Origin of the sequence: Streptomyces sp. NBC_01465 (assembly GCF_036227325.1) — a bacterium.
Classification (GTDB): Bacteria; Actinomycetota; Actinomycetes; order Streptomycetales; family Streptomycetaceae; genus Streptomyces.
This window is the reverse complement of the sequence record NZ_CP109467.1, coordinates 561,524-588,232: the sequence shown is the minus strand read 5'-3', so window position 1 is coordinate 588,232 and position 26,709 is coordinate 561,524. Positions and strand designations below refer to the sequence as shown.

Annotated in this window: 25 protein-coding genes and 1 pseudogene; 11 read left to right on the top strand and 15 right to left on the bottom strand. The window is 70.1% G+C overall.

Annotated elements, in window-relative coordinates; translation table 11 throughout:
- The first annotated feature begins 85 nt into the window (after positions 1-85).
- Positions 86-3,949, top strand: a complete 3,864-nt coding sequence (locus OG707_RS02540; protein ID WP_329113847.1) for a S8 family serine peptidase — start codon at positions 86-88, stop codon at positions 3,947-3,949.
- Positions 3,950-4,143: 194 nt separating this feature from the next.
- Complete coding sequence (locus OG707_RS02535) at positions 4,144-4,764, top strand: TetR/AcrR family transcriptional regulator (RefSeq protein ID WP_329113845.1); 621 nt, start codon at positions 4,144-4,146, stop codon at positions 4,762-4,764.
- On the opposite strand, the gene OG707_RS02530 is transcribed toward OG707_RS02535, so the two are convergent.
- The 3 genes from OG707_RS02530 to OG707_RS02520 all read right to left on the bottom strand — a co-directional run bounded on the left by OG707_RS02530 (position 4,745) and on the right by OG707_RS02520 (position 7,798).
- The gene (locus tag OG707_RS02530; protein ID WP_329113843.1) at positions 4,745-6,103 is read right to left on the bottom strand and encodes an MATE family efflux transporter; all 1,359 of its coding nucleotides are present in this window, start codon (positions 6,101-6,103) and stop codon (positions 4,745-4,747) included. The genes OG707_RS02535 and OG707_RS02530 overlap by 20 nt on opposite strands.
- Positions 6,100-7,086 (bottom strand): phosphotransferase family protein, encoded by a 987-nt coding sequence (locus tag OG707_RS02525; RefSeq protein ID WP_329113841.1) that lies wholly within the window; start codon positions 7,084-7,086, stop codon positions 6,100-6,102. Before OG707_RS02525 ends, OG707_RS02530 begins: the two co-directional genes overlap by 4 nt.
- Positions 7,087-7,357: 271 nt before the next feature.
- Positions 7,358-7,798, bottom strand: a complete 441-nt coding sequence (locus OG707_RS02520) for a hypothetical protein (protein ID WP_329113839.1) — start codon at positions 7,796-7,798, stop codon at positions 7,358-7,360.
- 199 nt (positions 7,799-7,997) lie between these two features.
- Between OG707_RS02520 and OG707_RS02515 the strand changes: the two genes are divergently transcribed.
- The 3 genes from OG707_RS02515 to OG707_RS02505 all read left to right on the top strand — a co-directional run bounded on the left by OG707_RS02515 (position 7,998) and on the right by OG707_RS02505 (position 11,354).
- Positions 7,998-8,426 carry a hypothetical protein gene (locus tag OG707_RS02515; protein ID WP_329113837.1) on the top strand — a complete coding sequence of 143 codons (429 nt, stop codon included), beginning with the start codon at positions 7,998-8,000 and terminating at the stop codon, positions 8,424-8,426.
- A 97-nt stretch (positions 8,427-8,523) separates the two neighbouring features.
- On the top strand, positions 8,524-10,452 hold the full coding sequence (locus tag OG707_RS02510; protein ID WP_329113835.1) for a hypothetical protein: 1,929 nt from the start codon (positions 8,524-8,526) through the stop codon (positions 10,450-10,452).
- Positions 10,453-10,517: 65 nt separating this feature from the next.
- A complete protein-coding gene (locus tag OG707_RS02505; protein ID WP_329113833.1) occupies positions 10,518-11,354 on the top strand; it encodes a DUF1206 domain-containing protein in 837 nt (278 codons plus the stop codon).
- 31 nt (positions 11,355-11,385) lie between these two features.
- Here the strand turns inward: OG707_RS02505 and OG707_RS02500 are convergent, their stop codons facing one another.
- The 4 genes from OG707_RS02500 to OG707_RS02485 all read right to left on the bottom strand — a co-directional run bounded on the left by OG707_RS02500 (position 11,386) and on the right by OG707_RS02485 (position 15,678).
- Complete coding sequence (locus OG707_RS02500; protein ID WP_329127586.1) at positions 11,386-12,390, bottom strand: YdcF family protein; 1,005 nt, start codon at positions 12,388-12,390, stop codon at positions 11,386-11,388.
- Positions 12,387-12,707 (bottom strand): ATP-binding protein, encoded by a 321-nt coding sequence (locus OG707_RS02495; RefSeq protein WP_443071256.1) that lies wholly within the window; start codon positions 12,705-12,707, stop codon positions 12,387-12,389. The genes OG707_RS02500 and OG707_RS02495 overlap by 4 nt, the downstream gene beginning before the upstream one ends.
- A gap of 158 nt (positions 12,708-12,865) precedes the next feature.
- Positions 12,866-14,098 carry a PP2C family protein-serine/threonine phosphatase gene (locus OG707_RS02490; RefSeq protein WP_329113828.1) on the bottom strand — a complete coding sequence of 411 codons (1,233 nt, stop codon included), beginning with the start codon at positions 14,096-14,098 and terminating at the stop codon, positions 12,866-12,868.
- Entirely contained in the window at positions 14,095-15,678 is a 1,584-nt protein-coding gene (locus OG707_RS02485) for a sensor histidine kinase (protein ID WP_329113826.1), read from the bottom strand. The genes OG707_RS02490 and OG707_RS02485 overlap by 4 nt, the downstream gene beginning before the upstream one ends.
- A 117-nt stretch (positions 15,679-15,795) precedes the next feature.
- On the opposite strand from OG707_RS02485, the gene OG707_RS02480 reads away from it, so the two are divergent.
- A complete protein-coding gene (locus OG707_RS02480; protein WP_329113824.1) occupies positions 15,796-16,164 on the top strand; it encodes a hypothetical protein in 369 nt (122 codons plus the stop codon).
- Positions 16,161-16,592, top strand: a complete 432-nt coding sequence (locus OG707_RS02475; RefSeq protein ID WP_329113822.1) for a response regulator — start codon at positions 16,161-16,163, stop codon at positions 16,590-16,592. The genes OG707_RS02480 and OG707_RS02475 overlap by 4 nt, the downstream gene beginning before the upstream one ends.
- On the opposite strand, the gene OG707_RS02470 is transcribed toward OG707_RS02475, so the two are convergent.
- A complete protein-coding gene (locus tag OG707_RS02470; protein ID WP_329113821.1) occupies positions 16,589-16,954 on the bottom strand; it encodes a hypothetical protein in 366 nt (121 codons plus the stop codon). The two genes, OG707_RS02475 and OG707_RS02470, sit on opposite strands and share 4 nt — an antisense overlap.
- A 206-nt stretch (positions 16,955-17,160) precedes the next feature.
- On the opposite strand from OG707_RS02470, the pseudogene OG707_RS42405 reads away from it, so the two are divergent.
- The 3 genes and pseudogenes from OG707_RS42405 to OG707_RS02455 form a co-directional block, all read left to right on the top strand.
- Positions 17,161-17,730, top strand: a pseudogene (locus OG707_RS42405) (MFS transporter); the annotation flags it as partial.
- A 100-nt stretch (positions 17,731-17,830) separates the two neighbouring features.
- On the top strand, positions 17,831-18,115 hold the full coding sequence (locus OG707_RS02460) for a hypothetical protein (protein ID WP_329113817.1): 285 nt from the start codon (positions 17,831-17,833) through the stop codon (positions 18,113-18,115).
- Positions 18,116-18,223: 108 nt separating this feature from the next.
- Positions 18,224-18,628 (top strand): FKBP-type peptidyl-prolyl cis-trans isomerase, encoded by a 405-nt coding sequence (locus tag OG707_RS02455; protein WP_329113815.1) that lies wholly within the window; start codon positions 18,224-18,226, stop codon positions 18,626-18,628.
- A 60-nt stretch (positions 18,629-18,688) separates the two neighbouring features.
- On the opposite strand, the gene OG707_RS02450 is transcribed toward OG707_RS02455, so the two are convergent.
- Entirely contained in the window at positions 18,689-19,591 is a 903-nt protein-coding gene (locus OG707_RS02450; RefSeq protein WP_329113814.1) for a helix-turn-helix domain-containing protein, read from the bottom strand.
- Positions 19,592-19,676: 85 nt separating this feature from the next.
- Entirely contained in the window at positions 19,677-19,943 is a 267-nt protein-coding gene (locus OG707_RS02445) for a DUF397 domain-containing protein (protein ID WP_329113813.1), read from the bottom strand.
- Between the two features lie 146 nt (positions 19,944-20,089).
- Between OG707_RS02445 and OG707_RS02440 the strand changes: the two genes are divergently transcribed.
- Positions 20,090-20,662, top strand: a complete 573-nt coding sequence (locus OG707_RS02440; protein WP_329113812.1) for an ATP-binding protein — start codon at positions 20,090-20,092, stop codon at positions 20,660-20,662.
- Positions 20,663-20,674: 12 nt separating this feature from the next.
- On the opposite strand, the gene OG707_RS02435 is transcribed toward OG707_RS02440, so the two are convergent.
- From OG707_RS02435 to OG707_RS02415, 5 genes are all read right to left on the bottom strand, one after another.
- On the bottom strand, positions 20,675-21,499 hold the full coding sequence (locus OG707_RS02435; protein WP_329113810.1) for an SAM-dependent methyltransferase: 825 nt from the start codon (positions 21,497-21,499) through the stop codon (positions 20,675-20,677).
- 124 nt (positions 21,500-21,623) lie between these two features.
- On the bottom strand, positions 21,624-22,628 hold the full coding sequence (locus OG707_RS02430) for a twin-arginine translocation signal domain-containing protein (protein WP_329113808.1): 1,005 nt from the start codon (positions 22,626-22,628) through the stop codon (positions 21,624-21,626).
- A gap of 36 nt (positions 22,629-22,664) precedes the next feature.
- A complete protein-coding gene (locus OG707_RS02425; RefSeq protein WP_329113807.1) occupies positions 22,665-23,951 on the bottom strand; it encodes a transporter in 1,287 nt (428 codons plus the stop codon).
- Positions 23,952-23,953: 2 nt separating this feature from the next.
- Positions 23,954-24,505: a hypothetical protein gene (locus tag OG707_RS02420; protein ID WP_329113806.1), complete on the bottom strand. Its 552-nt coding sequence runs from the start codon at positions 24,503-24,505 to the stop codon at positions 23,954-23,956.
- Positions 24,502-26,634 carry a hydantoinase/oxoprolinase family protein gene (locus tag OG707_RS02415; RefSeq protein ID WP_329113804.1) on the bottom strand — a complete coding sequence of 711 codons (2,133 nt, stop codon included), beginning with the start codon at positions 26,632-26,634 and terminating at the stop codon, positions 24,502-24,504. Before OG707_RS02415 ends, OG707_RS02420 begins: the two co-directional genes overlap by 4 nt.
- Positions 26,635-26,709 lie beyond the last annotated feature (75 nt).

Here is a 26,709-nt window from a genome sequence, read left to right as displayed (position 1 = left end):
CACACGTCAGCCCGTCGGCCGCGATGAACCCGCCTTCGGCGCCACCTGTGTACGTCTCACCAGTTCCGCCCGCGAGAGGATCCTTGTGCATATCTCCACCGACCGAATAGGACGAACCGCCGCCGTCGGGGCGGCACTTGCCCTCACCCTGTCGCTGACAGCCCTGCCCGGCATCGCGACGGCGTCGCCGCCTGCGGCGGTCCCGCTGTCCACCGCGCAGTCGCCGACCGCAGCCGGGGCGAGGCTGACCCTCATCACCGGGGACACCGTCGCCGTGACGGCCGACGCCGGGGGCAAGCAGTTGGTGGACGTCGTCTCCGAGGCGGGCACCTCGAAGCAGTTCCAGATCACCAGCGGCCGGCACGGCGACGTGTACGTCTATCCCGAGGACGCGCTGACCGCGATCGCTGCCGGCACCGTGGACCCCGAGCTGTTCAACGTCACCCAGATGCTCAAGGACGGGTACGGCGACGCCAAGGACGCCCAACTGCCCGCCATTGTCGAGTTCCAGGGCAAACCGACCCCGGCCGCTTTGAACCAGGACGCCAAGCGCCTGCCGAACGCCCGCGCCAAGAGGGCCATGCCCGAGCTGGGCATGACCTCTGTGGACATCGACAAGTCCAGGGCGAAGAGCTTCTGGCAGGCCGTCAAGCCGGTGCGAAGAGCCGGTGCGGCCAAGGCCGGCACCCCGGCCACGATGCCCGGAAGCGCCGGGGTGGCCAAGGTCTGGTACGACGGAAAAGCGAAGGTCTCACTCGACCGGAGCGTGCCGCAGATCGGCGCGCCGCAGGCGTGGGCCGAGGGTTACAACGGCAAGGGGGTGAAGGTCGCCGTGCTGGACACCGGGGTCGACCTGACCAACGCCGATGTCGCGCCGAGCATCACGGCCAGCGAGAGCTTCGTTGCCGGACAGACCGTCCAGGACGGCTTCGGCCACGGCACTCACGTCGCGGACATCATCGCGGGCAACGGCGCCAACTCCGACGGCAAGTACAAGGGTGTGGCCCCCGGCGCCGGCCTGCTCATCGGCAAGGTGCTCAACAACGCCGGCAAGGGCAGTTTCGCCGACATCCTCGCCGGAATGGACTGGGCGGTCGCGCAGAACGCCAACATCGTCAGCATGAGCCTCGGAGGCACCGCCGCCCCGGGCGGGGACGTGCTCAGCCAGGCCGTCGACTCGCTCAGCGCCTCCTCCCACACCCTGTTCACCATCGCCGCCGGCAACGCCGGGCCCGGCACGTCGACCCTCGGCACCCCCGGCATCGCCGACTCCGCGCTCACGGTCGGCGCCGTGGACGGGTCCGACGCACTGGCGGACTTCTCCAGCCGCGGTCCGCGGCTGGTCGACAACGCCATCAAGCCGGACATCACCGCACCGGGAGTGGACATCGTCGCCGCCCGTGCGGCCGGCACCACCATGGGCACCCCGGTGAACCAGTACTACACCTCGGCAAGCGGCACCTCCATGGCCACCCCGCACATCGCCGGCGCAGCGGCGATCCTGGCCCAGCGCCACCCCGCCTGGACCGGCCGGCAGCTGAAGGACTCCCTGACCGCCCACTCCAAGGTCTCCGCCTCCTACACCCCCTTCCAGCAGGGTCACGGCCGGGTCGACGTCCCCGCAGCGGTGGACTCCACGCTCGGGTTGTCGGGCCGGGCCGACTTCGGTCTGATCGCCTGGCAGAAAGGCACGTATTCCTCGCAGACCCGCACCCTGACCTTCCTCAACTCCGGTTCTGCCGACACCACGTTGAACGTCGCCACCACGATCGCGGACAGCAGCGGAGCGGCCCCGGCCGACGGCGCCGTGACCCTGTCGGGCGCAAGTCTCAGCGGCGGCAAGCTCACGGTGCCTGCCGGCGGCAGCGCCGACGTCACCGTGACCCTCGACCCCAACGGGCTGGCCCCGCAGCAGTACACCGGGTACATCTCAGCGACCGCAGGCAGCGGCGAGACGGTGCACACCCCGGTCGCCTTCAAGCGGGACGTCGAGCACCACGATGTCACCGTCAACATCAAGGACCGCTTCGGCAATGCCCCGTACATTGCCAACCTGACCATCCACGGCATCGACAACGACAGTTGGCAGCAGGTGTACGTGTACGGCGGACAGACGAGCACGACGTTCACGATGCCGGTGGGTCAGTACTCGATCGAGGGCGCGGTGTACACCGCTGTTCCCGGCGAACCCACGCGCGTCTACGCGGAGGACCTCTTCTCCCTGCCCAACATCGGCGTCACCCACCAGGACCAGACCCAGACGGTCGACGGCACCACCGCGACCGACGCCACCCTCAGGGTCACCGGCGAGAAGCGGCCGCTGGAGCGGTCCTCGTACATGACGATGATCTCCCGCGACGACGGGGCCGGGGGCCACAGCAACTTCTTCGGCTCGGCCGGCCTGCTCAACGGGGCCGAGAGGGGGGTCGGAGTCATCCCCAGTCAGACGGCCACCACCGGCGCGCTGCGGACGTACAGCTACCTCACCGAGCGCCAGCCGCTGCTCCAGGTGTCGGTCACCAGCCCCGAGCGGACCAGCATCCCCGTGGCCGGATCGGCCCTCGGCCTGCGCTTCGCAGGTACGGAGAAGGTGCAACTGGTCGACGCCGGGGAAGGCACGGCGGAGGACTTCGCCAAGATCCACGCCGCCGGCAAGGCAGTCCTCATCTCCGCAGCCGACCTGGATGCCGTGGACGCCCAGGTCGTACGTGCCGCAGCCGCAGGGGCAGTGGCCGTGCTCGTGACACCCACCAAGGCGAATCCGCTGGTCGGCGGAACGATCGCCGCGGACCTGCCCATCCCCGTCACCGACACCGACTACGACAGCGGCCGCGCCCTGCTCGCGATGCTCGCCAAGGGCAGGGTCACCGTCGCGCTGACCGGCGTCCTCGAATCCGGCTACACGTACTCCGCACAGTTCGCCTCGGACGGCCGGATTCCCGACAGCCTGGCCAAGACCGTGAGTGCCAAAGACTTCGTGAAGGTCCGGAGCACCTACCACGCCGACCGGACCAGGCACCTCGGCTACGAGACGCTCAACGTCTGGAGCCCCCACCAGCCGACATCGTTCAAGGCCTCGCAGTACGTCTCCATGGGCGGCAGCATGGACGACTACGTGCTGGCGAGCCCCGACCTGGCCTACGCACAGGCCGTCAGTCCCAGCATCCTGTCCTCCGCGTACATGACGGAACCCGCCGTCACCTACCCCACGCCGGGCAGGTCCTTCCAGAAGGACTGGCTCGCCGCGCCGATGCACCCGTCGGTGGACGATCCTGCGGTCTGCGCCTTCTGCCGCAGCAACCTCTGGGTACGGACCACGAGTTCCGCCGGCGGCGACGCCGAACCCGCACACCAACTCGTCAACGGACCGGTCGCCGCCTGGACCTTCTTCCGCGACGGCCAGCAGATCACCGACACCGGCCAGCTGATGGTCCCGCAGAAGGCCCCGTACACCTTCGTCCAGGACGTGTCCCGTCCCACGGACTACCCAGGCGTCACCCTGGGCAGCAAGGTCCACACCGAGTGGAACTTCACCTCGGCCGCACCGACCGCGATGGCCGTCAAGGACTGCGACACGGGCGTGCTGCCCGCGGCAACGCTGTGCGAGTCCCTGCCGGTGGTGACGATCGACTACCGCATGCCGCTCGACGTCCTCAACCAGGCACCCGCCGGCCGGGCGTTCGTCTTCGCCGTCGACGGTGGCCGGGCCAAGGGCTGGAGCGGCGGCAACTCCGCCATGGCCGGGGCCAAGGTCTCGGTTTCGTACGACGAGGGCGCCACCTGGAAGCCCACCACCGTCCTGCGCAAGGGCAGTCACTCCTTCCAGGTCGTGGTCAAGCACCCCGAACTGGCGGAGACCAGCGGGTACGTAACCCTGAAGACCGAGGTCTGGGACTCCGCGGGCGACCGCACCGTTCAGACCATCACCCGGGCGTACGCGCTCAAGTAGGACTCACCCGGCACACTGGCACTACGGCCCAGCCTCTGGCGGCCGAGGTCTGTCCGACCTCCGCCGCCAGAGGCTCCGGCGCTCTTCCACCAGCCAGCCGCTGGTGACACCCCCTGCGGCTCTCAACAGCATCACGGCCCTGCGCCAGGTCTGCCGGGAACGCGGCTGATCGCCGCCGCTGCGATGATGGCGGTATGTCTGATGGGGAAGTCAAGGCGCCCGCGTCACCGCGCGGGTACGCGAAGGGGCGCGCCCGCCGTGAGCAGATCGTGACGACGGCCGTTGAGGTGTACGCGGATGTGGGGTACCAAGGCGCCTCGTTGCGGGAGATCGCGAAGCGTTCCGGGATCAGTCACGTGGGCCTGCATTACTACTTCCCCAGCCGTGAGGCGCTGTTGGCGGCGGTATTGGAGCGCCGGGACGAGGAGGACACCGCGCGGCTGGGACCGAAGGCGTACTCGCCCAGGGCGGTGGTCCAGCATCTGGTCGATCTGGCCGATCACAATGCCCGGCATCCGGGGATGGTGGAGTTGTACGTGCGTCTCGCGGCGGAGGCGATCGCCGGGGACCATCCCGCGCACCTGTACTTCAGGGATCACTACAGGACGACGCGGGAGTATGTGCACCGTGCCTTGCGGGAGCTGGCGGACCAGGGGGCGTTGCGGGACGGGGTGGATCCCGGGGTGGCGGCGGCCGGATTCGTGGCGCTGATGGACGGGTTGCAGGTGCAGTGGCTGACAAGTCCGGGTGAGGTGGACATGGCCGGGGTGCTGCGTTCCCACGTGGAGCAGCTCCTCAGGGAGCCTTCGGCGTAGAGCCGTGCAGACGTCGCAGCAGCAGGAGGGCGACTGCTGCGGTGGCGACTTCACCGGCGGCCAGTGCGGTCCAGACGCCTGTGGTGCCCAGTGGGCCGAGGGCGGCGATCAGGGGAACCTTGATCAGGAGCAGGGTGCCGATGGAGATCAGGTACGCGGGTGACGGGCGGCCCAGTGATTGGGCGTAGGCCGCTACCAGTGGGCCGATTCCGGCGACGGTGAGCCCGATCGCGATGATCGGCAGCGCCTGTCCGGCGATGGTGACGGTGTCGGCATCGTTGAGAAACAGGGCGGCGAGGGGCCTGGCCAGCACGGCGAGGGCGGCGGCTGTGATCAGGCCGTACAGCACGGAGGCGAGAAGGGCGTAGTTGCGGGCTTTGCGGGCACGGCCGGGCAGCCCGCGCCCGCTGTTGTAGCCGACGATGGGCTGCAGTCCCTGGCTGATGCCTGTGTGCGGCATCATCACGAACGTCTGCAGGCGGGCGCAGACGGCGTAGGCGGCGAGCGCGGTGGCCGAACCGGTGGCCGCGAGGGTGGCGTTGACGAGGACAGCCAGGAGTGTGACACCGGTTCCTGCCAGGAACGAGGGCAGGCCGACGCCCAGCAGCGCTCGCAGCGTCGGGCCGTGGGGCAACAGGTCCCGCAGGCCGATGCGGTAGGGGCGACGCGTCTGGACGAAGAAGAACCACAGACTCATCGCCGCGGAGACGGCCTGGCCGCCGACGGTGCCGAGCGCGGCGCCCCGTACACCCATGTCGCATCCGAAGATGAGCAGTGGGTCGAGGGAGATCTGGACTGCGACGGGCACGAGCCACAGCAGGGTCGAGAATCCCATGCGGCCTTCGGCTCGCACCAGGCTGGAGAAGCCGGTGGAGACCAGGGCCCCGCAGAGCAGGACGGTGGCGTAGGGGCGGGCGGTCGCGCTGAGTTCACCGGTGGCGCCGAGCAGGTTGAGCAGCGGGTCCAGGAAGGTCAGCCCGAGCGCGGTGGTGACTGCGGCGCAGATCCAGAACAGGGCGAAGGAGTTGCCCGCCGCACGGGCGGCGGCCCGGTGGTCCCCCGCGCCGAGGGCACGGGAGACCAGGGACGCGCCGCCCGCGCCGACGGTGGTGGACACCGCGCCGAGGAGCAGCAGGAGCGGGGCGACCAGGTTGACCGCGGCCATGGCGGTGTCGCCCACGCCGCGGCCGACGAACCAGGCGTTGGTGAGGGCGTAGATGCCGTACACGCCGACCGCGGCGGTGGTCTGGGTGCAGGCGCGCCACAGCAGTCGGCCCACCGGGTCGGTGCCGAGCCTGGTCGTGTGGTCGGTGACGGCCGTCGCCTGCGCGGCGGTCACTTGCGGGGGCGGCCGAGCAGAGCCATGGCCTCGTCGAGGCGGAGGCGCGCCCAGTCGTACTGCTGGGTGTCGGTGTGCCCGCGGTACACGGTTTCGATGACCATGATCAGCACCAGGTACAGGCAGTAGAGGCGGCGGCGCGTCTGCTCGGTCGCGGTGAGCTCGCCGTGACCGTAGCCGCGCATGAAGGGTGCCGGGTCGCCGAAGGCGGACATCTGGGTGCCGGTGAAGCCGGCCTCGATCAACGGGTCGCCGTAGAAGGCGCGTTCGTGGTCGATGATGCACTCGATCTTGCCGTCGCGGACCATGACGTTGCCGGCCCAAAGGTCCCACTCCACCAGGCGGGGTTCGGTGACCTCGTCGAGGCTGCCGGCGTGTTCGGCCAGGACCGCGCGCACGGTGTCGTACTCCCAGCCGATGTCGACTCCGCGGCGCTCGCCGTCGACGAGTACGTTCTCGGTCATCGTGGTGAACGCCTGTCGCCAGGTGGTATGGCCGGGCCCGGCCAGCGGGCCGAAGTGCTGCCCGCGGATGGAGTTGATCTCCCGGGTGGCCGCACCGAGTTGCTCCATCAAGGCGTCGTGCTCGGTCGTGGGAAGCGTCTCGGCGATGATGCCGAGGTTGTCGGCGTCGACGTACGGCATGAAGAAGTAGTCGGCGTCGCACAGTTCGCGGCTCTGGTCGGCGAAGTCGACGGCGGGGACGGGAACGGTGGTCCGTGCGCGCAGCAGTTCCAGCGTGGTCAGCTCGATCGACATGGCGCCGTGCTCGTAGGTCATCACCTCCACCGCGGGCGGCGGGGCGATCTTCAGGACGACCTCGGCGCCGTCGCTCAGGCGGATGCGATAGGCGACGTTGAACCAGCCGTGCCCCAGCTCGCTCACCCATCCGTCCCCGGCCGGGACCTGCTCTGCTCCGTAGGCGCGCTCGATCATGGCGCGCAGCACCGAGGGCGACTGCCTGTTCTTGGTGATGCTCTCCACGCTCGTCCCTTTCGTCGATCCGCGGTAACCGTCCACGAAATACCTACCACGTGTTAGAAATTCTCCGCCAGGGATAAGGGCAGGTTCGTACGCACCTGATCCGGGAGCTGTCCGGCGGGTGGCGGTCGAAGGCGTGGGTGGATCGCCGAGGTCTTCACGGGAATCGCTGGTGAGGATCGCCAAAGTGCCCGGCCCACCTTCGGGCCGGGCACCTCCTGGGGCTACTCCAACTCCACCTGCGTACTGGCGAGCGTGCGCCGGTGATGGGTGGTCAGCGGCGGCCGGTGGACAGGATGACGAGGAACTGGCCGCCGCCCGCCTCGATGTCGGCGGTCACCGGCAGTCCCGGTACGAGTCGGGAGAACCGGTCCACCAGCCAATCCGCCGCCTCTTGGGCGTCGCGCCTGGTCGGACAACGGCCCACCATCTCGCGGCCCCCCTTGCGCTCCAGCCTCGCGGCAACGGTGATCAGCGGCGCGGGTTCGACCACGTACAGGCGGTCCGGCCAGGCGATGACCACCTTGACCGCGCCCTTGCGAGAGTTGCATCCGCGGTGCGCGAGCCGCTCGGCGACCTTGGCCTTGCGGTCGGCGGTCCGGCTGTCGACGCTGGGCCCCCGCAGGTCGTTGACCGACTCGTCGGGGTCGACCGGTTCGTCGCACACCCAGCATCGCCAGCCGTCGCGTTCGGCCACATCATCAAGGAGACTCATCCGAGCAAACTAGCCTGCCTGGCCACTGACCCGCGCACTCGTCAGCAACTGGCCGCCCCCCCGGCCATCTTGACGAGCCCTCGACGCAGATTCATTCCGCCGCGCCTGGCAAGATCATGCCAATCGGCCGGGCCGTCCATCCTCATTTGTCCGGCCCACCGGCCGATCCGGATCCCCTCCGCTCGAAAGGTTCCACTTCATGCGCGTGAAGAAGTTGCTCACCGTCGGCGCGGCGGCGCTCGTCGCCACCGCCGGAACCCTTGTCGCCGCCTCCCCCGCGCAGGCCGTCGACTGCGACCACGTCTGGTACACCGACGAGTCGGACTCGATAGGCTCGGTCGACCAGGGCGGACGCCTGTGCTTCGCCGAGCACGGCGACTACGTCTTCCTGACCGACTACGACGCCGACGGCTACAGCGTCGTCCTCGGTGTCTACATGGACGGCACGGGTCAACTCCTGTACACGCTGCAGGCGTCGGGCGCCGGTGACGTGCAGACTGCCAACGCCGGCGACGGCATCGCCTTCCACAACCTGCCCGAGGTGAACATCAGGTTCCGGATGTACCTGACCAAGTCCGGCTCGGGCCCGGTCGGGGACGTCACGCACGTCGTGAACAACGACCACTGATCGACGGGGGCGGCCGGGAGCGGGATCCGATACGACCGACGCACGCGCGAGTATTGCGGGCATTGTCCCGCCGAGAGCCGGCGGGGATCATGACCGGGTGCAGCACCGAGAGGGACTCCAGGAACTGCTCGTCCGCGCCGGGCTCGCGGTCGTCGAGGATGTGCACCCGGGCGGCCTGTTTCCGCCGGAGGCCGCCTGGCGCATCGCACGGGGGATCGCGGCGCCGGACGGCGCAACCCGAGAAGCGCTCGACGCCGCCTGGTGGCGCCGCCTTCCCGATGCCGACGGCGAGTTCCTGGTGGCTGTCCTCGGGCATCGGATCGGCGGGAACGACTCCTGGTGGATCCGGGTCCGTTGCGTCGGTGGCGGCGTGCCGGGGCTGACCGGCGACCCCGGGTTCGTGGCGCTCTCCCTCGACGGGCAGGTGCTGCTGGCGGACGTGCCATGCGCGGACGGGCCGCGGGTGACGGCCGTCGACCGCCTCCCGGAGCGGTTGGAGGGGGCCGCCATAGCTGCCGGGCGCGAGACGGAGGCCGAGCGCGCCGAGGTGTGGGCGGCGGTGCCGGACCGGCCTGCGTGGCCGCTGCACTGGGCGGAGGGGATCGGGTCCAATCCGGCCGCACCGGACGAGCTGCTGATCCAACTGCTGGATGTGGACGAGGGGTTCCTGCACGGTTGTGACCGGCCCGCCGTCCTCGACGCCGCCGTTGCGCACCCCGATCCGCAGGTACGTTCCAGGCCCGCCGACACCTTCCGGCCCAAGCTCACGTCCGGGCAGTGGGTACGCCTGGTCCGCGCCGAACCGTCGCCGAGGCGGCGCGTGCTCTGGGCCGAACAGGCCTGCGCCTGGGGCGCCGAACTTCCCGCGGATCTGTACGACGACCTCCTCGCCGGGCCGTCCCGCGCCCTGGCCGCCGAACTCCTGGAGCTCCCCGCACACCACCTCCCCGGCCTCGCCGCCGACGCCGATCCCCGGGTACGGACGGCAGCCTGCGCCCGGTGGGAGGACCTCTCCGAGCCGCTGCAGGAGCGGCTGCTGGCCGACACCGACAACACGGTGCGAACGGCGGCGCTGCTCGCCCACCACACAGGCACCCCCATGCCCCGCATGGTCTTCGCCGCGCTGTCCACCCAGCGGCTTGCACTCGAACGGTGCCGCTTCGAGCCCGAGTTGGAGGCGGATCTGGTCCGGGGCAGTGACGCGGAAGTACGCCGGGTGCTGGCAGCCAACCCGGGCCTGAGCGTGCGCGGCATCGCCGTTCTGGCTCAAGACCCGCACGACGACATCCGCTCCGCGGTGGCGCTGCGCCCCGACGTCACCGAGGAGCAACGCGCCCAGGTGCCCTACGACTTCGACCCGACGTCGGCGTCGCACACCCTGCCCTGGGTCGCGGACCTGCACGGCGACACCGACGCGATGCGCCGCCTGGCCTCGTCGTCCCATCCGCTCGTCCGCCGCAGCGTGGCCCGTGCCCAGCATCTCCCACCGGACGTCGTGAGGCGTCTGGCGCGGGACGAGGACCGGGTGGTGCGCTTGTTCCTCGCCGAATCGTGCGACGACGCGCCGGCTGACCTGCTGCTGGAGGTCTGGCGCTGGTGGGACGGCAGCCTCAGCCACCCCGACCGCCCCCGCAGCCACCCCAACTTCCCCCGTACCGGCCTGCTGCGCTACGCCGACGACCCCAGCGGACGGATGCGCCGCCTGGTCCTGGACGATCCGCAGTCCACACCGGCCGACGTCGCGCGCCTGGCCCGCGACCCCGAAGCCGAGGTGCGCTGCCGCGCGGCCGAAGACCCCGGGCTGTCACCGGCCGATGCGGTGCGGCTGCTGAACGACCCGGCCGCCCACGTCCGCGGCACCGTGATACGCAATCCGCGGCTGCCGGCCCGCGTCCTGGCCGGGCTGCTGCACAACCGCGACACGGCAGGCGTGGCGGTCACCAACCCGGCCATCCCCGTCCCCGTCCTGCACCGCGTCCTGGCCACGGCCACGGCGGCCCGACACGTCAGTTCTGCTGGACGTTGACCCCTGAAGACAAAGAGGTGAGCCGGTTCCGGGGTTGCATCGCCGTGCGGGGGCACACGGCAGCCATGGCTACTGGATCGGCAACAGCACGAGGACATGCCCGGCGTGCGGCGAACAGCACGGCGGTCGCGGTCGCGGCCCGTGCGGGCTTCGTCGCCCGCGGGGTCATCTACGCACTGATCGGGATCCTGTCCCTGCGGATCGCCTTCTCCGACAGCGGTGGCAAACAGGCGGACCGGGGCGGTGCGATCGCCGAGATCGCCCAGAAACCCTTCGGCACCGTTCTGTTGTGGCTGCTCGGCACAGCCCTGGCGGGCATGGCCCTGTGGCGGCTGTCCGAGGCCGCGTTCGGCCAAGCGGGCCCCGATGGCGACAAGGCGAGCAAGAGGGCACTGGCGGCAGGCCGTTGTGTCTTCTACGGATTCGTCTCCTACTCCGTCCTGTCCTACGCGGCCGGCGACAAGAGCAGCGGGAGCGGAAGCTCCGACAAGCAGTCGCAGGACGTCACGGCCAAGGCGCTGGACTGGCCCGGCGGGCAGTGGATCGTCTCCGTCGCCGGAATCGCGGTGGCCGCGGCCGGTGTGTGGATCGCGGTGCGGGCCGTCATGCGCAAGTTCGAGAAGCACCTGAAGATGTCCGAGATACCCCAGAAAGCCCGTAAGGCGGTCGTCTTCCTCGGGGTGTTCGGCGGGACGGCCCGCGGGATCGTCTTCGCGGCTGCGGGCACTTTCGCCGTCGTGGCGGCCGTACAGCACAAGCCCGGCAAGGCCAAGGGCATGGACGACACTCTGCGCTCTTTCACCGACACCCCTGCGGGCCCCTGGGCGCTGGTGCTGATCGCGGTCGGCCTCATCGCCTTCGGGATCTTCTCCTGGGCCAACGCCCGCTGGCGCGAGGTCTGACCTCCCTGGAGGCCGGTGGATTCGCCAGGATTCAGCGGATCCACCAGATGACCGTGCCGCCGACGAGAAGAGCGAGGCACATGCCGAGGTTGGTGCGCCGGTAGGCGAGAAAGATCGCGACGAACTCGCGGATCATCGCGCTGGGCCAGAAGTACGAGGCCGTGGCAGAGCCCACCACATGACCCCGCACGCCGACTCGCCGTGCTGTCACTGCCGCTCGGAACGCGTGGAAATTATTCGTGACAATCACGCAACGGTAATCCGGATTTGCCTTTTCCATCATGGATTTGGTGAACCTGAGGTTTTCCTCGGTCGTTGCCGAACGGTCCTCGCGTTCGACGAGCGCGGGTGGAAATCCGCGCTCCACGAGATAGTCGGCCATCGCATGGGATTCCGGGATCTCCTCGTCCGGACCGCGGCCGCCGGAGGTGAGAAGGACGGGTGGCCTTCCTCGTACGGAGAGCCTGGAGTGGACGGCACGGGCCCGCTCCAGACGGCTTGCGAGGAGCGGCGGCACTGTGGAGCCGCCCACGAGTCCTGAGCCCAGGACCACCACGTAGTCCGCCTTGCGGTACAGGTGCAGCCGTCCGTAGAGAAATGCGTACACGATGAAGCAGAGGAAGAGGAAAGCAACGTATCCCGTCAATGCGACGGCTGTTCCCGCTGCGATCAGCAGCGTGCGGGTGTGCAGCACACGTGCGAGAACCAGCAGTACGAGCAGCCCCAGGAGTGCGATTCCTGCCAGAAGTGACAGAAGATTCGCAGGACTCCGGCCCTCTTTGCGGATCATGGTCACACCGTTGGACACCAGGAACCCGGCAAGGACGACGATGCCCAGCGCTGCGAGGGCGAGGAGACCGATGACGACGGATCTGCCCAACGGTGCGTCGTCCCGGGTGAGTTCGACCAGCCAGGCGGAGAGGGCGAATACGCCGGTGAGGCCCAGGAGTACGGCGTTGCTGAAACGACGGCGCTCCCGCACGACGCCGACGCAGAACGCGAGGAGGAACAGGATCGCGGGAGCGTAGATCATCAGCGGCTGAGGACGGCGCGCACGTTCTTGCCGCCCTGCCCGGAGGGCTTGACGGTGACCGAGCGGGAGAGGAAGCGCACCAGTACCCAGCCGAAACCACCGCCGCCCCCGTCCAGGTCCGGCGGGCGCTCGCGCGGCGGTGCCTGGCTGGGGTCTCGTACGCTGATCTCCAGTGTGGACCGGTCCGCGGCCAGACTCAGGGCGGTGAGACCACCCGCGTGCCGCAGTGCGTTCGTGACCAGTTCGGAGACCACCAGGACCGCGTTGTCGGCGCACTCCGGTGTGGGGGCGGGCGACAGCTCCGAGAAGAACTCGCGCATGTCTTCGCGTGCTTGTGCGGTTGTGGCCGGACATGTGGTCCGCCGGGCTCGCTCGGTTCGCCGTTCCCTCGTGACGTGTGGCTTGTCCATGTTCTGAACCCCCATCGCTGAGAAGTCCTTCTCCGGTGAACCGTGCTCCTGCCCGCGTTGGCGGGGGACTAACTCGGCCGTACGGGTGTGAAGGGAAACGGGGCGCGGGAGCGCTGGCGGGGGACGGCGGGGAAGTCGGCCCAGTCCAGGCGCAGTACGGCGAGATCGTCCGAGTGGCGTCCGGCGTTGCGTCGTCGTACCTCGGCGATGACCTGGTCGAGGTGTGCGCCGGCGTCGGTGTCCTTGCAGGTGTCGAAGATGGCCAACAGCCCTTCGACACCCAGGCGTTCGTGCGCGTCGTCGTTGTGGCCCTCCACCAGTCCGTCCGTGTAGAGGGTGAGGCTCCCGGACGGGGGGAGCGGGACGTGTGTGGGGGACCAGGTGCACACCCCGGGGGCGAGCCCCAGGGCCACTCCATGACCCGCGGTGAGTTCCACGGTGCGTCCGCCGGTGGTGAGCAAGGGGGCGTGATGGCCTGCCAGGTGCACGGTGGCCGTGGCGGCGGCGTGGTCGAGGGTGAGGAGGGAGCAGGTCGTGAACAGGTCCGACGAGCTCCGCTCCGCCACGTGCATGTGCTCCAGGAGGCGCAGGAGGTCCATGCCGCGGTGCCCGCCCAGGGTGAGGGAGCGCCAGGCGATACGAAGGCACACGCCGAGCGCGGCGGCGTCGGGTCCGTGGCCGCTGACGTCGCCGATGATGGCGTGTACGAGACCGTCGGAAGTCTGTACGACGTCGAGGAAGTCGCCGCCGAGCAGGGCTTGTTCCCGCCCCGGAAAGTAGCGGCTGGTCGCCTGGATCTGTTCGGAGTCCAGCATCGGCTGCGGCAGCAGACCGCGCTCCAGGCGGGCGTTCTCCTCGGCCCGCAGCCTGTCGGCGCGGAGGCCGGCGTTGGCGAGCTCGGCCTGCTTGCGGTGCACGGCGTAGCGCACGGCGCGCTGGAGCAGGTCGGGGTCCACCTTGCCTTTGACCAGGTAGTCCTGGGCGCCGGCGGCGAGCGCCTCCACGCCGGCCCGGGACTCGGCGAGGCCGGTGAGGACGATCACTGCCGCGTCGGGTGCTGCCCGGAGGGTGGCTTCGACGGCAGTGAGCCCGGCCGCGTCGGGCAGGTGCAGGTCGAGCAGGACGCAGTCGGCGGGCTGCTCGGCGAGCTTGCTCCGCGCCTCGGCAAGCGTGCGGCAGTGCACCAGGGCATGGTCGAGGACGGTGTCGACCAGGAGCTCTTCGACGAGGAGTGCGTCGCCCTCGTCGTCCTCGACGAGAAGGATCCGGTACTGCGACGTGATCCCGGTGAGCGCTGTCATCTCGGTTCGGGTGCTCCGTTGTCGACCGCTTCCGCGGGAGGCTGAAGGGGAAGGGTGAAGCAGACGGCCGTGCCGTCGCCGTCGACGGGCTCGATGTCGATCGTGCCCCCGTGGTACTCGACTGTCTTCTTGCACATGGCCAGTCCGATTCCCGTTCCCGGGTAGGCGTCCCGGGTGTGCAGCCGCTGGAAGATGACGAAGACCTTCTCGCGGAACTCCGGGGCGATGCCTATGCCGTTGTCGCGGACCGTGAAATGCCAGTCCTCTCCCTGCCGGCGGACACTGATCCGGATGTGCGGAGGGCGGTCGGGGGCGCGGAACTTGAGGGCGTTGGAGAGCAGGTTCTGCCACAGGAGTCCGAGCTGTTGGGGCTCGCCGACCACGACCGGCAGCGGGTCGTGTTCGACGGTGGCTCCTGTCTCTTCGACCAGCACGCTCAGCGAATCGAGCGCCTGCGCAAGACTGTGTTCCAGGTCCACTTGCGACGGTTCGATCTGCATCCGGCCGACCCGGGAGAAGGCCAGCAGGTCGTTGATGAGGATCTGCATGCGGTTGGCGCCGTCCACCGCGAAGGCGATGTACTGGTCCGCCCGCTCGTCCAACTGGTCGCCGTAGCGCCGTTGCAGCAGCTGTGTGAAGCTCGAGATCTTTCGCAGGGGCTCCTGCAGGTCGTGGGACGCGACGTAGGCGAACTGCTCCAGTTCGGCGTTGGAGCGGCGCAGTTCTTCGGCCTGTTGGTCCAGGAGTTCCCGTGCCAGTTCGCTCTGTTCCAGTTCGTGTACGAGCCTCAGGCGCATCGTCTCGACGTCGGTGGCGAGCTGATGGAGGTCGGCGGGTCCGCTCGCGGGCACCGCGTGGCCGAACCGGCCGCGTCCGATCTCCCGTGCGGCTGCCCCGATGCGGTCCAGGGGCGCCGTGACACCTCTGCGCAGGGCGTCGAAGATGACGACGGTCACCACGACGATGACCAGGGCGATGGCGGTGAAGACGATCGTGCGCAGGCGCTGCGCCCGATCGAGGTCCTCCCCGGCCTGTGCGCGAGCCGAACGGAGATGGTCCTGCTGCGCGGTGAGCGCCGCTCGCACGTCGTCGAAGAGGCGCTTGCCGTCGTCCGTCCGCCGGGCCGAGAGCGCGACGGCATCGCCGGGAGACGCCTCGGCCACGGGGCGGGCCACCCGGCTCTGCCAGGCGGCCACCTTCGCCCGCACGACGATCAGGTCCTCGCGGGCGGTTTTGTCGCCCTGGAGCAGACCGGTGAGCGAGTCGGTCGCGATCTTCTCCGTCGACAGGCCCTGTGTGTAGGGCTGGAGGAACTCGCGGCGGCCGGACAGGCCGTACCCCCGCACGCCTGTCTCCTGGTTGACGAGGGCCGTCTCCAGACGGACCGCGCTGATCAAGGCGGGGGAGCGGAACTGCACCACCTGATCGGTGAGTTGGGACGTCCTGGCCAGCGCCCACATGCCCAGCGATCCCAGCGTGACGAGGACGACGGCCACGACCGCGACCCCACTGAGCAGCCAACGCCGTGTCGTCCAGCGGGATATCACCGGCCGCTCACGCGCGGCAGTGCCAACTCGCATGCGTCCCCAGCCCTTTCATGCGCCATCAGCCGCACAGAGAGCCGTCGCGGCGACGATACTGTACGCCTGTGGACAACAGCTGTTGTCCACACGGATCGCCCCTTATACGGTGGGAACATGCCTGAAGCCGACGTCACCCCGCCAGGAGGTGAGGATCCTCTCGCGGTGCTCGCCGTACAAGCGCTCGACGAGCTCGTGGGCGGCCTCGAGCCGCACCTCGCGTATCCGCCGGAACCAGGCGGCCGGCAGGGCGGTGAGAGCCGACCGGCGCTGCGGCGCCTGCGCGTTCTGGCCCATCTTGAGAACGCGGTCAAGGAGTTGGAGTGCGCGGCCGCTCGGGAGGCCGCCGAAGCCGGTGCGGGCTATCCACAGATCGGTGCCGCATCCCGCCTGAGCCGACAGGGCGCACGCCGTCGCTGGCCGGGCCTGGTGAATGACAGCGCCGGTCCGTACACCACCCTCGTTTCCCGGAGCACACAGACATGATCGCCGCTGCTGGCCCGTACGACCTCCTGCTGGTCGAGGACGATCCGGCGGATGTCATGCTCATCCGGGGCGCCTTGGCCGAACGTGGTGCTGCCCGCAACCTCACTCAGGTCGAGGACGGCATCGCAGCCCTGGAGTATCTGCGCGATCCCGCCCACGCGCAGCCGGATCTCATCGTCCTGGACCTGAACATGCCGCGGATGAACGGCCGTGAGCTGCTGGCCATCCTCAAGGACGACGCCGACCTCAGGGCGATTCCCGTGGTGGTCCTGACGACGTCGGCGGCTCCGGACGACGTCACCGACGCCTACCGCCGGCACGCGAACGCCTATGTCACCAAGCCGGTGAACCTCGAGGACTTCGAGGAGGCTGTCCGCAGCATCGACGCCTTCTACTTCGACACGGCCGCCAAGCTCCCCAAGAACTAGGACTCGGGGAGGGTACGGGGCAGGCCGTGGTGGGGGTGGGTGCTGTTGTCCGTGAATCGGGTGAGAGCGCTGATGCGGTCGCCGGACAGGGTCAGTACGAGGAGGCCGTACGCCTTCAGCAGCGGCGTTCGGGTGTCCCGCACATAGAGACCGAAGGCGGGCTGGCCGTTGGCCCGGACGGGCACCAGGCGTACGGTGCGTCCCGCGGGGTGGGGGCAGGCCACCGACAGGAAGCGTTCGGCGTCCCGGGTGCCCCGGTACTCCAGCGGCAGCGGCGGCATGGTGATCAGGACGTTCTCGCTCAGCAGCGTCACCAGGGACGGTACGTCCCCGCTTTCGTAGGCCGTGACGAAGGCGGCCACCAACTCCCGTTCCCGCACTGAGCCGGGGGGCGGGGGATCGTCGCGGCCCGTTTCCCCGCGGCGTTCCACGAGGACCGCACGGGCCCGTTTCAGTGCTCCGGCAATTGCGTCGGGGCTGCATTCCAGCACCTCGGCGGCCTCGGTCGGCGGCCTGTGCCCTGGCACCCTCCACCGGGATACTGATCACGGCCCGGGCCGTGCAGGGCATGGGCGCGGCCCTGCTCGGGCCGGTGGTCGGCGGGGCCCTCGCGTCCGGCCCGGGCTGGGAATGGATCTTCTGGCTGAACGTGCCGGTCGCAGCGGTAGCGATCCCGCTGGTCCTCGCGCGCATCCCCGACGGCCTCGCTGCTCCCCGCCCCCGCCTCGACCTTCCCGGTCAGCTGCTGCTCGCCGCCGGAGTCCTCGGCGTCGTCTGGTGCCTGATTCGCGGCAACGAGGTCGGCTGGGCCACCGCAGAGGCCCTGGGCACCCTGACCGCCGGGCTCCTGGCCCTGGCAGGCTTCGCCGTACGGGAGCGGCGCGCGCCCGCGCCGATGCTGCCACCCCGGCTGTTCCGCTCCCGGGCGTTCAGCGCGGGCAGCGTGGCGGTCTTCTGCCTCAACGCGGCGCTGACCGGGGCCATCTTCTTCACCGCCCAGTACCTCCAGACCGGCCTCGGGCTGAGCGCGTTCGACGCCGGGCTGCGGCTGCTGCCGTGGGGTGCGGCCCCGTTCCTGCTCGCCCCGGCCGCCGGGGCGCTGGCCGACCGGATAGGTGAACGACCGCTGGTGGCAGGCGGGTTGGGGCTTCAGGCAGTGGGATTCGCGTGGATCGCCCTGGCCACGTCCGGAGACCTCCCAGGCTATCGCGCGCTGCTCGCCCCACTGATCCTCCGGAGTGGGCCTCGCGACGGCGATCCCCGCCGCCACCCGCGCGGTCACCAGTACCGTCGCCCGCGCCGACCTGGGCCGGGCCTCCGGCACCTTCACCACCATGCGCCAACTCGGCGGCGCCTTCGGCGTGGCCGTGGTCGCCGCCGCCTTCGCCACGACCGGCGCCACCACCTCCGCGCGCGCCTTCGCCGACGGATATCCGGCCGCCATGGCCGTCGCCGCAGCGCTGGCCCTGGCCGGCCTGGCAGCAGCGCTCCTCCTCCCGGGCCGCCGCGTCGACGGGACGTGAGGCCACGGCGCATGGGCATCGCCGGTACGGTGACCGTCTGCCGCATGGAACGTCCATGTGTCCGGTCGGCCCGTGCGAGGGTTTCCGGTGGCGAACGACAGGACCGTGATGAGCGAACCGACGAAGCCCCGCATCGAGGTCCCGGAAGGTGCCGCGCCCACCGAGCTGACGGTCCGGGACCTCGTGGTGGGGGAGGGGCCCGAGGCGCAGCCGGGCCGGGTCGTCCAGGTTCACTATGTCGGGGTCACGTTCGCGTCCGGGAAGGAGTTCGACTCCTCCTGGGAGCGGGGGCAGCCGTTCAAGTTCGCTGTGGGCGGGGGCAGGGTCATCAAGGGCTTGGACCGGGGGGTGAGGGGAATGAAGGTCGGTGGCCGGCGCGAGATCATCGTTCCCCCGCGTCTTGGCTACGGCAGGCAGTCGCCCTCTCCGCTCATCCCGCCGGGCTCGACACTGATCTTCGTCGTGGACCTGCTCACGGTGGTGGGCGGGCCGCCGGCGCGGGGCGCGGCTTGACCGGAGCGAGCCCCCGGAGAGCATTCCGGGGGCCCGCTTCCGGTCTGCGGCTCAGGCGGCTCAGTACGACGCGAGGATGCGCTCCAGGTGCCAGAGGCTGTCCTCGTTGTCCTCGGCCGCGGCGCAGAGACGATCCATCACCTGCATGTAGTTCTCGACGTCGGCACGCTTGTCCAGGTACAGGGCGCTGGTGAGCTGTTCCAGATAGACGATGTCCGGGAGATCGGGCTCCTGGAAGCGCAGGATCGTTATCGGTCCGCCGGCCGCGGCCGGTCCGCCGCTGTCGAACGGCGCGACCTGCACGGTGACGTTGGGCAGCGCCGACACCTTGATCAGAAGCTTGAGCTGCGCCCGCATCGCCGGGCGGCCGCCCATCGGGCGCCGCAGCACGGACTCGTCCAGGACGAACCACAGCTGGGGCGCGTCGGCGCGGGTGACCAACTTCTGGCGCCGCAGGCGCAGTTCGACCTTGCGCTGGATCTCGCGTGCCGAGCCCTGGGCGGTGCCGAGGCTGGTCACGGCCGTGGCGTAGTCGGGCGTCTGGAGCAGGCCGGGGACGAACTGCACCTGGTAGCTGCGGATGACGGAGGCCGCCTCCTCCAGACCGAGGATCGTCTCCAGCCAGCTGGGCATCACATCGCTGTACTGCTGCCACCAGCCGGGGGTTCCGGCTCGGCGGGCCAGCTCCAGATAGCCGTCGCGCTCCTCCGGCTCCAGGACGCCGTAGAGGGTCAGCAGATCGGCGACGTCACGTTCCTTCTGCGCCACCCGGCCCAGTTCGAGGCGGCTGATCTTGGCGTGCGACGCGCGGATCGAGTCCCCGGCCTCCTCGCGGCTGATGCCCCGGCCCTCGCGCAAGCGGCGCAGCTGGGTGCCCAGCACGATGCGCAGCACCGTCGGACCGCCCCGCCGCCCGGCCAGGGAAGGTCCGACCGAGGGAACTCCCTCTGCTTCGGGGGACATTGTGCCGCCTCACTCCCCGCCGTGACACGGTCGCCCGGCGGCTCAGTGTCGCACCGGCGCGCGCTCCCTGTACAGCGGAACGGGGTCAGCCCGCGGGGTGGGCCAGATCGTCGAATTCGCCGTCCTTGGCCCCTTGTATGAAGGCGGAAATCTCGGCCCTGGTGTAGACGAGCGCCGGGCCTGTGGGAAAGCGGGAGTTGCGCATCGCGACCCGGCCGTCGGGCAGGTCCGCCACCTCGACGCACTCCCCATTGGGATTGCTGCGGCCGCTCTTGCGCCAGCTGACTCCGTGAATGCGCATGGCGGGAGTGCCGTTGTCATATTCCTCGACGAAGTCCTGCTGGGATCGCATGCTCTCTCCGGGTGTGTACGTGCATCTGCACGTGCAGATGTGCTTACGGCCGTTCTTGCGGATGTGCTTGCAGATGTAAGTTCACACCATCAGGATGGGGATAAGGGCCTGTTCCTCCAATGTCGCGTACGTATAAGGGAGTTCAGGTGGTAGAGACGGCTGACCGGACCGAGGAATCCATCCCGGACGGCGGGGGGACGAGCAACTCCGCCTGGCAGGTGCTGGACTTCGGCGTGGGCGCCGAGGAGGCGGCCCGGGACTTCATCGGGGAGACACTGGATCTCTGGGGGCGCGGCGAGCTGTCGACACGGGTCCAGGTCGCGGTCGGCGAGCTGGTCGCCAATGCACTGGGCCATGGACTGCCCCAGGGGATCCGGTCGGCCTTTCCTCATCCGGTGGTGGTCAGCCTGGTCCGGGAGGGCCCCGACGTGCTGGTCGCGGTCTTCGATCCGGGAACACAGGGCCCCCTGCTCTCCACCGGCCAGGAGGGCAACGGTCTGCGGATCGTCGAAGCGGCCAGTGACGCATGGGGGTGGACGGTCCCGGGACCGTACGGCAAAGCGGTGTGGGCGGCGTTCACCGCCGCCGGATCCGGCGCGGGCATGGCCGCGGCCGTCGGCGAACGGCTGATGCTGCTGGTGGAAGTCTTCACCGGAAGCAGCGAGCCGCGGCTGGTGGCCGCGCACCCGGCGCGCTTTCTGTCGCGCTTTCCGACGTAGGACGTCCCCGGCTCAGGGCTTGCGGCCCACCGCGCAGAATTCGTCGACCTGCGCGGGCTCCCCGAACGGGTTCTCCTGCGGACGCCAGCGTGAACACGACACGATGCCGGGATCCAGCAGTTCGAGACCGCTGTGGAAGCGTGCGATCTGCTCGGGGGTGCGCAGGTGGTACGTCGGGCGGCCGACCTCGTTCCAGATCGCGATGGCGTCCTCGAAGGCCTTGCCGGTGACGACGTTCGTGCCGTCCGCCGTGACCAGATAGCTGCCCGAGGGAAGGGCGTTCATCAGGCGCGTGACGATGGACACGGCCTCCTCGGTGTCCTCCACGTGGCCCAGGATGTTGAGCAGGATCAGCGCGACCGGCTGCTCGAAGTCCAGGAGCTTGCCCGCGCCTTCGAAGATCCGCTCCGGATCACGCAGGTCGGCGTCGATGTAGTGGGTCGCCCCCTCCGGGCTCGACGTCAGCAGCGCGCGGGCGTGCGCCAGTACGACAGGGTCGTTGTCGACGTACACGATGTGCGCGTCGGCGGCCGCACGCTGGGCGACCTGGTGCGTGTTGTCGAGCGTGGGCAGGCCGGTGCCGATGTCCAGGAACTGACGGATCCCGGCCTCGCCCGCGAGGTGCGTCACCGCGCGGCTGAGGAAGGCCCGGGAGTGACGGGCGATGGGGACGATGTCCGGGTAGATCTCGACGAACTGATCGCCGGCCTCGCGGTCGACCGCGTAGTTGTCCTTGCCGCCCAGCCAGTAGTTCCAGATGCGGGGGGAGTGCGGAACGGTGATGTCGATGGCGGGGTCGGGCCTGCTGCCGGACTCGGACGGAGCATCTGCGGTCACGGTGGTCTCTCCTGGTGAGAAGCAAGCGCGCCTGCGCGTCAACGCTCAACGTATCGGGGCGGGTTGGACTCCGCCATCGATACGACGAGGTCGGAGACGGCAGGCGCGCTGGGCGGCTTCTGCTCTAGCCGCGGGCCACCGCGATGGCTCCCGCCAGCCGCTCGCCCGCCTCGTAGACCATGTACGGCACACTCCCGGCCGTGCCGAACGACGGTGCGGCCGACCGCCCGTTCTCCGGGGCCGAGGAGTGCGAGTCGTAGAAGACGCCGAGATGGTTGCGGAGCGAGAAGTCCGTCCCCACCTCGGTGATCATGAGGTCGCCGCCGCTCTCCTTGTCCTTGTTGTAGACGACGTACGCGGAGCCGTTCCGGGTGAGCAGGTGCGGGCCTCCGACGTTCACCGCGCCGACGTCCGTGTGGCGCACCAGCGGTGTCTGGTCGAAGGTCCAGGTCCGGGCGTCGGCGGACCAACCCCAGCAGATGTCACGGTGGTTGGTGGTGTTGTTGAGCATGAACAGCATCACGTAGCGCGCCCCGCGCGCCGGCAGATCGTGGCGGAAGACCCGGGCGTACGACGTCTCGGTCGTGCCCGCCGGCATCATCGAGGTCGAGAGGACGACCTTGTCGTAGGTGAAGTGGACACCGTCCTTCGACCGGGCCAGGCGTGTCGTGGTGTTCTCGCCGTGGAAGTACAGCCAGAACTCCTTGACGTCCTCGTTCCACAGCACGTGCGGCGACGAGACATGGCTGACCGAGTAGTGCGGGTCCCACTTGTTGGCCACGATCGGGTTCGCCGGGTACTCCGTGAACGGGCCCTCCAGCGAGTCGCCGTACGCGAGGCAGATGCCGCCCGGTGCGTCGTGCGGTGCGTAGTAGAGGTAGTAACGGCCCAGCGGAGACGCCAGCTTGTCGTACACCCCGCGCACCGTCGGGAAGATGATCTCGCCCGTGGGGTTGTACTTCAGCTGGGACGGCGTCAGCAGGGTGCGGACGTAGGTGTAGTCGGGGAAACCGCCCGGCGCGGCCGACGCGGACTGCGCCTGCCAGCCGCCGAGGGCGAGCGCGGCGCCGGTGGCGGCGGTGGTGCGCAGGAATGTACGGCGGTCGGGTCCTGACTGCGGCTCTTGCACGATCGGCTCCTCAAGTCGGTTGATGCGAGAGGCGTTTCAGAGGTACGAGGCGGCGGTGACGCACAGCCCGCCGAGCGCCACCACCCAGACGTAGGGCAGCGTCCTGACCATCACCTGCTGCGGTGAGACCCCCGCGTACTGGGCGCTCCACACCGTCTGGGTGCTGGTCGGGTCGGCGACACCGAAGACCTGGTTGTACGAGGTGGCCATGCCGAGCACGGCGGCGGCCGGGTAGATGCCGGTGGCGATGAGGACCCCCGCGATGCCGGCCCCGAGGCCGAACGCGTTGAGCGGACCCCGGTACAGGCAGAGCGGCACCAGCACCGTGAAGACCAGGACGAACAGGATCGGGTTCTGCGGGCTGACCGCCTTGACCAGCGGCTCCAGCGCGTCGACCGCGCCGGGCAGTTTCACCGCGGCGAGCAGGATGCCGATCGCCACGAACAGGGTGATGGGCGGGGCCGCCACCTCGAAGCCGCCGTACAGGGTGCGCAGCAGCCGCCGGTTCATGTCGCGCGGGCGCGTCGTCGTCACGAGCGCGTACAGCACACCCGCCAACAGTGAGGGAATGATGGCCAGTTCGAAGCCGAGTGCCAGGATCAGCGGGACGGCCGGCGTCAGCAGGGCGTACCACGGTGCGTCACCGAGCAGCTTGCGGCGACTGGGCGCAGCCGGCTTGTCCTGGACCGACTTGAGCGACCACGTGTGCTCCACACCCCGGCGCCGCGACTCCACCAGGACGTACGCGACCGCCGCGACCAGTGCGAACGGGAACAGCTTGACCATGAAGCCGCGCACCGTGTCCACGGGCAGTTCCAGGGCCGTGGAGAAGAACTGCCACACCGGCAGCTCGAAGGGGATGCCCACCGCGATGCCCATCAGGATCGTGCCCGCGGCCGTCACCTTCGGTATCCCCACCGCGATCATCGCGGGGATCCCGATGAGCCCGGCGAGCATCGCCGCCGGAGCCGAGCCCGTCACCGTACCCACGAGGGCGGAGACCGCGAGGACTCCGAGTGCGACGAACACCGGCCGGTCGCCGCCGAATTCGACGATCTTGCGGACCAGGGTTCCCGCGATGCCGGTCTCCTCCAGGAGCTTGCCGAGCCACGAGCCGAGCAGGATCGCGATCATCGTCGCGGCCAGCGCGGGCGCACCCTCCTGGAGCACCGTGTCGAGCACACTGTCCTTGCCGGTCAACGGTGCGCCGGCGACGAACGCGATGACGACGGCGAGCAGCACCAGCGCGAACGCGGTGGGAAGTTTGCGGCTGAGCATGGCGGCGACTCCGGCCGCCATGACCAGCAGAATGACGACACCCATGGTCACTTCTCGCTTTCGGGGTACGCGACGGCGGCCAGTGCCTCCGTGAGCAGTAGGGGACTGCGGCCCAGGCCGCAGGCGGCGCGGGCGTAGGCGTGCGCCGCGAGTTCGTCGGCGCCCGCGACGTGTGCGTACACGCGACGGCGGCCGAGGCGCAGCGCCGTGTGACCGAGGGCCCGTTTGAACTCGGCCCGGACGTGGGCGTGATGGAGCCAGGCGTGCGCCTGCTCGTGGGCGAGCGCCGCGGCCCGCACCGACCCTTCGGGGTACCAGTGGCGCCAGCCGCGCTCGACGACGAGCTGCTCGGCGCGGGCGACCGTGTCGACGTACAGCTCGACGACCGGCGGCCGCGACCGGTACCGCGCGAGCAGTCCGGCGGCGAGCCCGTCGTCGCGCTCGACGACCCGGACAGGTGTCTCTTCCGGAGTCATACGGGAGCCGAACTCTTCGGCGGCGATGGCCCATTGACGGAGCGTCAGGGGGTCGCGTCCCTCGTGCGTGGGCGTTCCCGCGAGCAGCCGTACGGCGAGGTCCAGGTCGTGGTCGGCGCTCATGCCCGGGACTCCACGACCGCCACCACCGGCTCGTCGGCGCCGCGCGAGCGCAGCTCGCTGCGGGCCAGCGCCAGCAGAGCGTCCGGTTCCAGCACGCCGGACAGATCCGCGATCCGCCCGCCGACCAGAAGCCGTACGGCAGGCGCCCGCACCCCGCCGTCGCCGTACGAAGTCGAGTCCCGCACCAGCGACGCGAGCGTCTCACCGGCGGCGCCCACCGTCGTCGCCTCCACCCGCGCGTCGGACACCCCGAGCCGTACGACGCCGTCCGCGTCCACGACCCGCACCGGCTGCCGGTCCGCGCGCAGCCTGCGCCGCACCTCGGTCCCGTAGACGGTGTACGCGTCCGTGCCGGCCAGCACCCGGACCCGCGACTGGTCCGCCTTCAGGCTCGCGGCGGCCGTGCGCAGCCGTTCCGCGTCGTCCGTACGGTGCGCCCGGTCCTGCGTGCGCAGCTCCGTCGCCCCGGTGGCGACGGCCCGCACCGTGCTGGTCTGCGGGTCGACCGTCACCTCCACCTCGACGCCGTCCGCCGCCGCACCCTGTGCGACCACCGCACGCTCGGCCTCGGCGCGCACGGCCAGGATCTGCTCCTGGGTGGCCCCGGGGATGATCCGCTCGACCTGCTCGCGGACGAGCGCGAGCGCCACACCGATGGGGCTGATCACCTCGCTGTGGCGGGCGATCCGCCCTTCCAGGCCGGTGTCGGCGGCCAGATGCGGGGTCACCGCGGCGGCCCCGCCGCCCCCGCCCACCAGCACCGCCGTGTCCCGGTCGATGCGGTACTCCTTGAGCATCGTGTCCACGACGGTCTTCACCTGCGCGATGCCCGCGTCGAGCACGGCCTGCGCCGCACCGGCCACGTCCGTGGAGAGGAAGGCCGCCAGGGGTGCGAGCGCGGCCCGCGCCACCTCCTGGTCGGAGCGTGCGAAGTCGCCTTCCGGGACCCGGCCGAGCGCGTTCGCCGCGCACGTCATCGTCACGGCGAACCGGCCGCCCGCCGCGTCGAGCACAAGGTGGTCGTCGGGGTCGCCGTCCATCGGGCGTACCGTCGCCACCCGCGCGTCGCGCAGATCCTCCGGCGTGGCGAAGCAGGCGTACGGCAGTCCGGCGATGTGCGCGCTGCGCGGCCCGACGCCGACCACCCGTCCGTCGGCGACCCGCACCATCGAGCCGCCGCCGACGCCCACGGTCCGTACGTCCAGGGCGTTGAGGTACGACGTCCTGCCGAGGATCGTCGCGTGCCGCACCGCCACCTTGCCGCGCCGCACCACGCTGATGTCCGTCGAGGTGCCGCCCGTCTCGAGAAAAACCCCTTCGCTGATGCGTTCCTGCATCAGCGCGCCGGCCACCCCGGCGGCCGGTCCCGAGAGGACCGTCAGCAGTGGCCGGCGGCGCATCTCGTCCAGCGACATGACGCCGCCGTCGCAGCGCATCACCATCAGCGGCGCCGTCACCCCGGCCTTGGTGATGGACGCGTCGACGAGGTCGGCCGTCGCCAGCATCCGCGGCAGGATCGCCGCGTTGACCACGGCGGTACGGGTCCGCTTGTGCAGTCCGTAGAGGGAGGTGATCTCGTGGGCCGCCGCCAGCGGCAGACCCGAGGGGCGGGCCGCGTCGAGCACGGCCTGCTCGCCCTCGGGGCGGTCGACGCCGAACGGCTCGGTGGCGACGAGGACTTGGGCACCCTCCGCCTGTACGCGGGAGACTGCGGCCCGCACCTCGTCGGCGTCGAAGGGGTCGGCCACATGCGCGTACGCCAGCGGAAGGCTCTTGCCCGGGGTGAGTTCGAGCTTGCCGAGTGCGGCGAGGCGGCGGGTGAGGACCGCGGCGGGCCCGTCGCCGATGCCGATCAGCCCGACCGTCGCGACGTCGCCCTCCAGCAGTGCGTTCGTCGCCTGCGTCGTGCCGTGGGCGAGGAACGTGACATCGGCCGGGGTGCGGCCGACCTGTTCGAGGAGCCGGTCGAGCGCCAGGACGATGCCGTGGGCGACGCCGTCCTCGTGGTGGTGGCTGGTGGGCACTTTCACCTGTCCCACCAGGGCGAGCGTCGCGGCGTCTACGGCCACCGCGTCCGTGAATGTGCCGCCCACGTCGATACCGACGCGGATGCGGCTGCCAGGGGTCATGTCAGGGCACCTCCTTGTGCGTTGACGTGCGTGAATTGCCTGCGTTGACGTGTGCTGACGTGCGTGTGCGGGTCT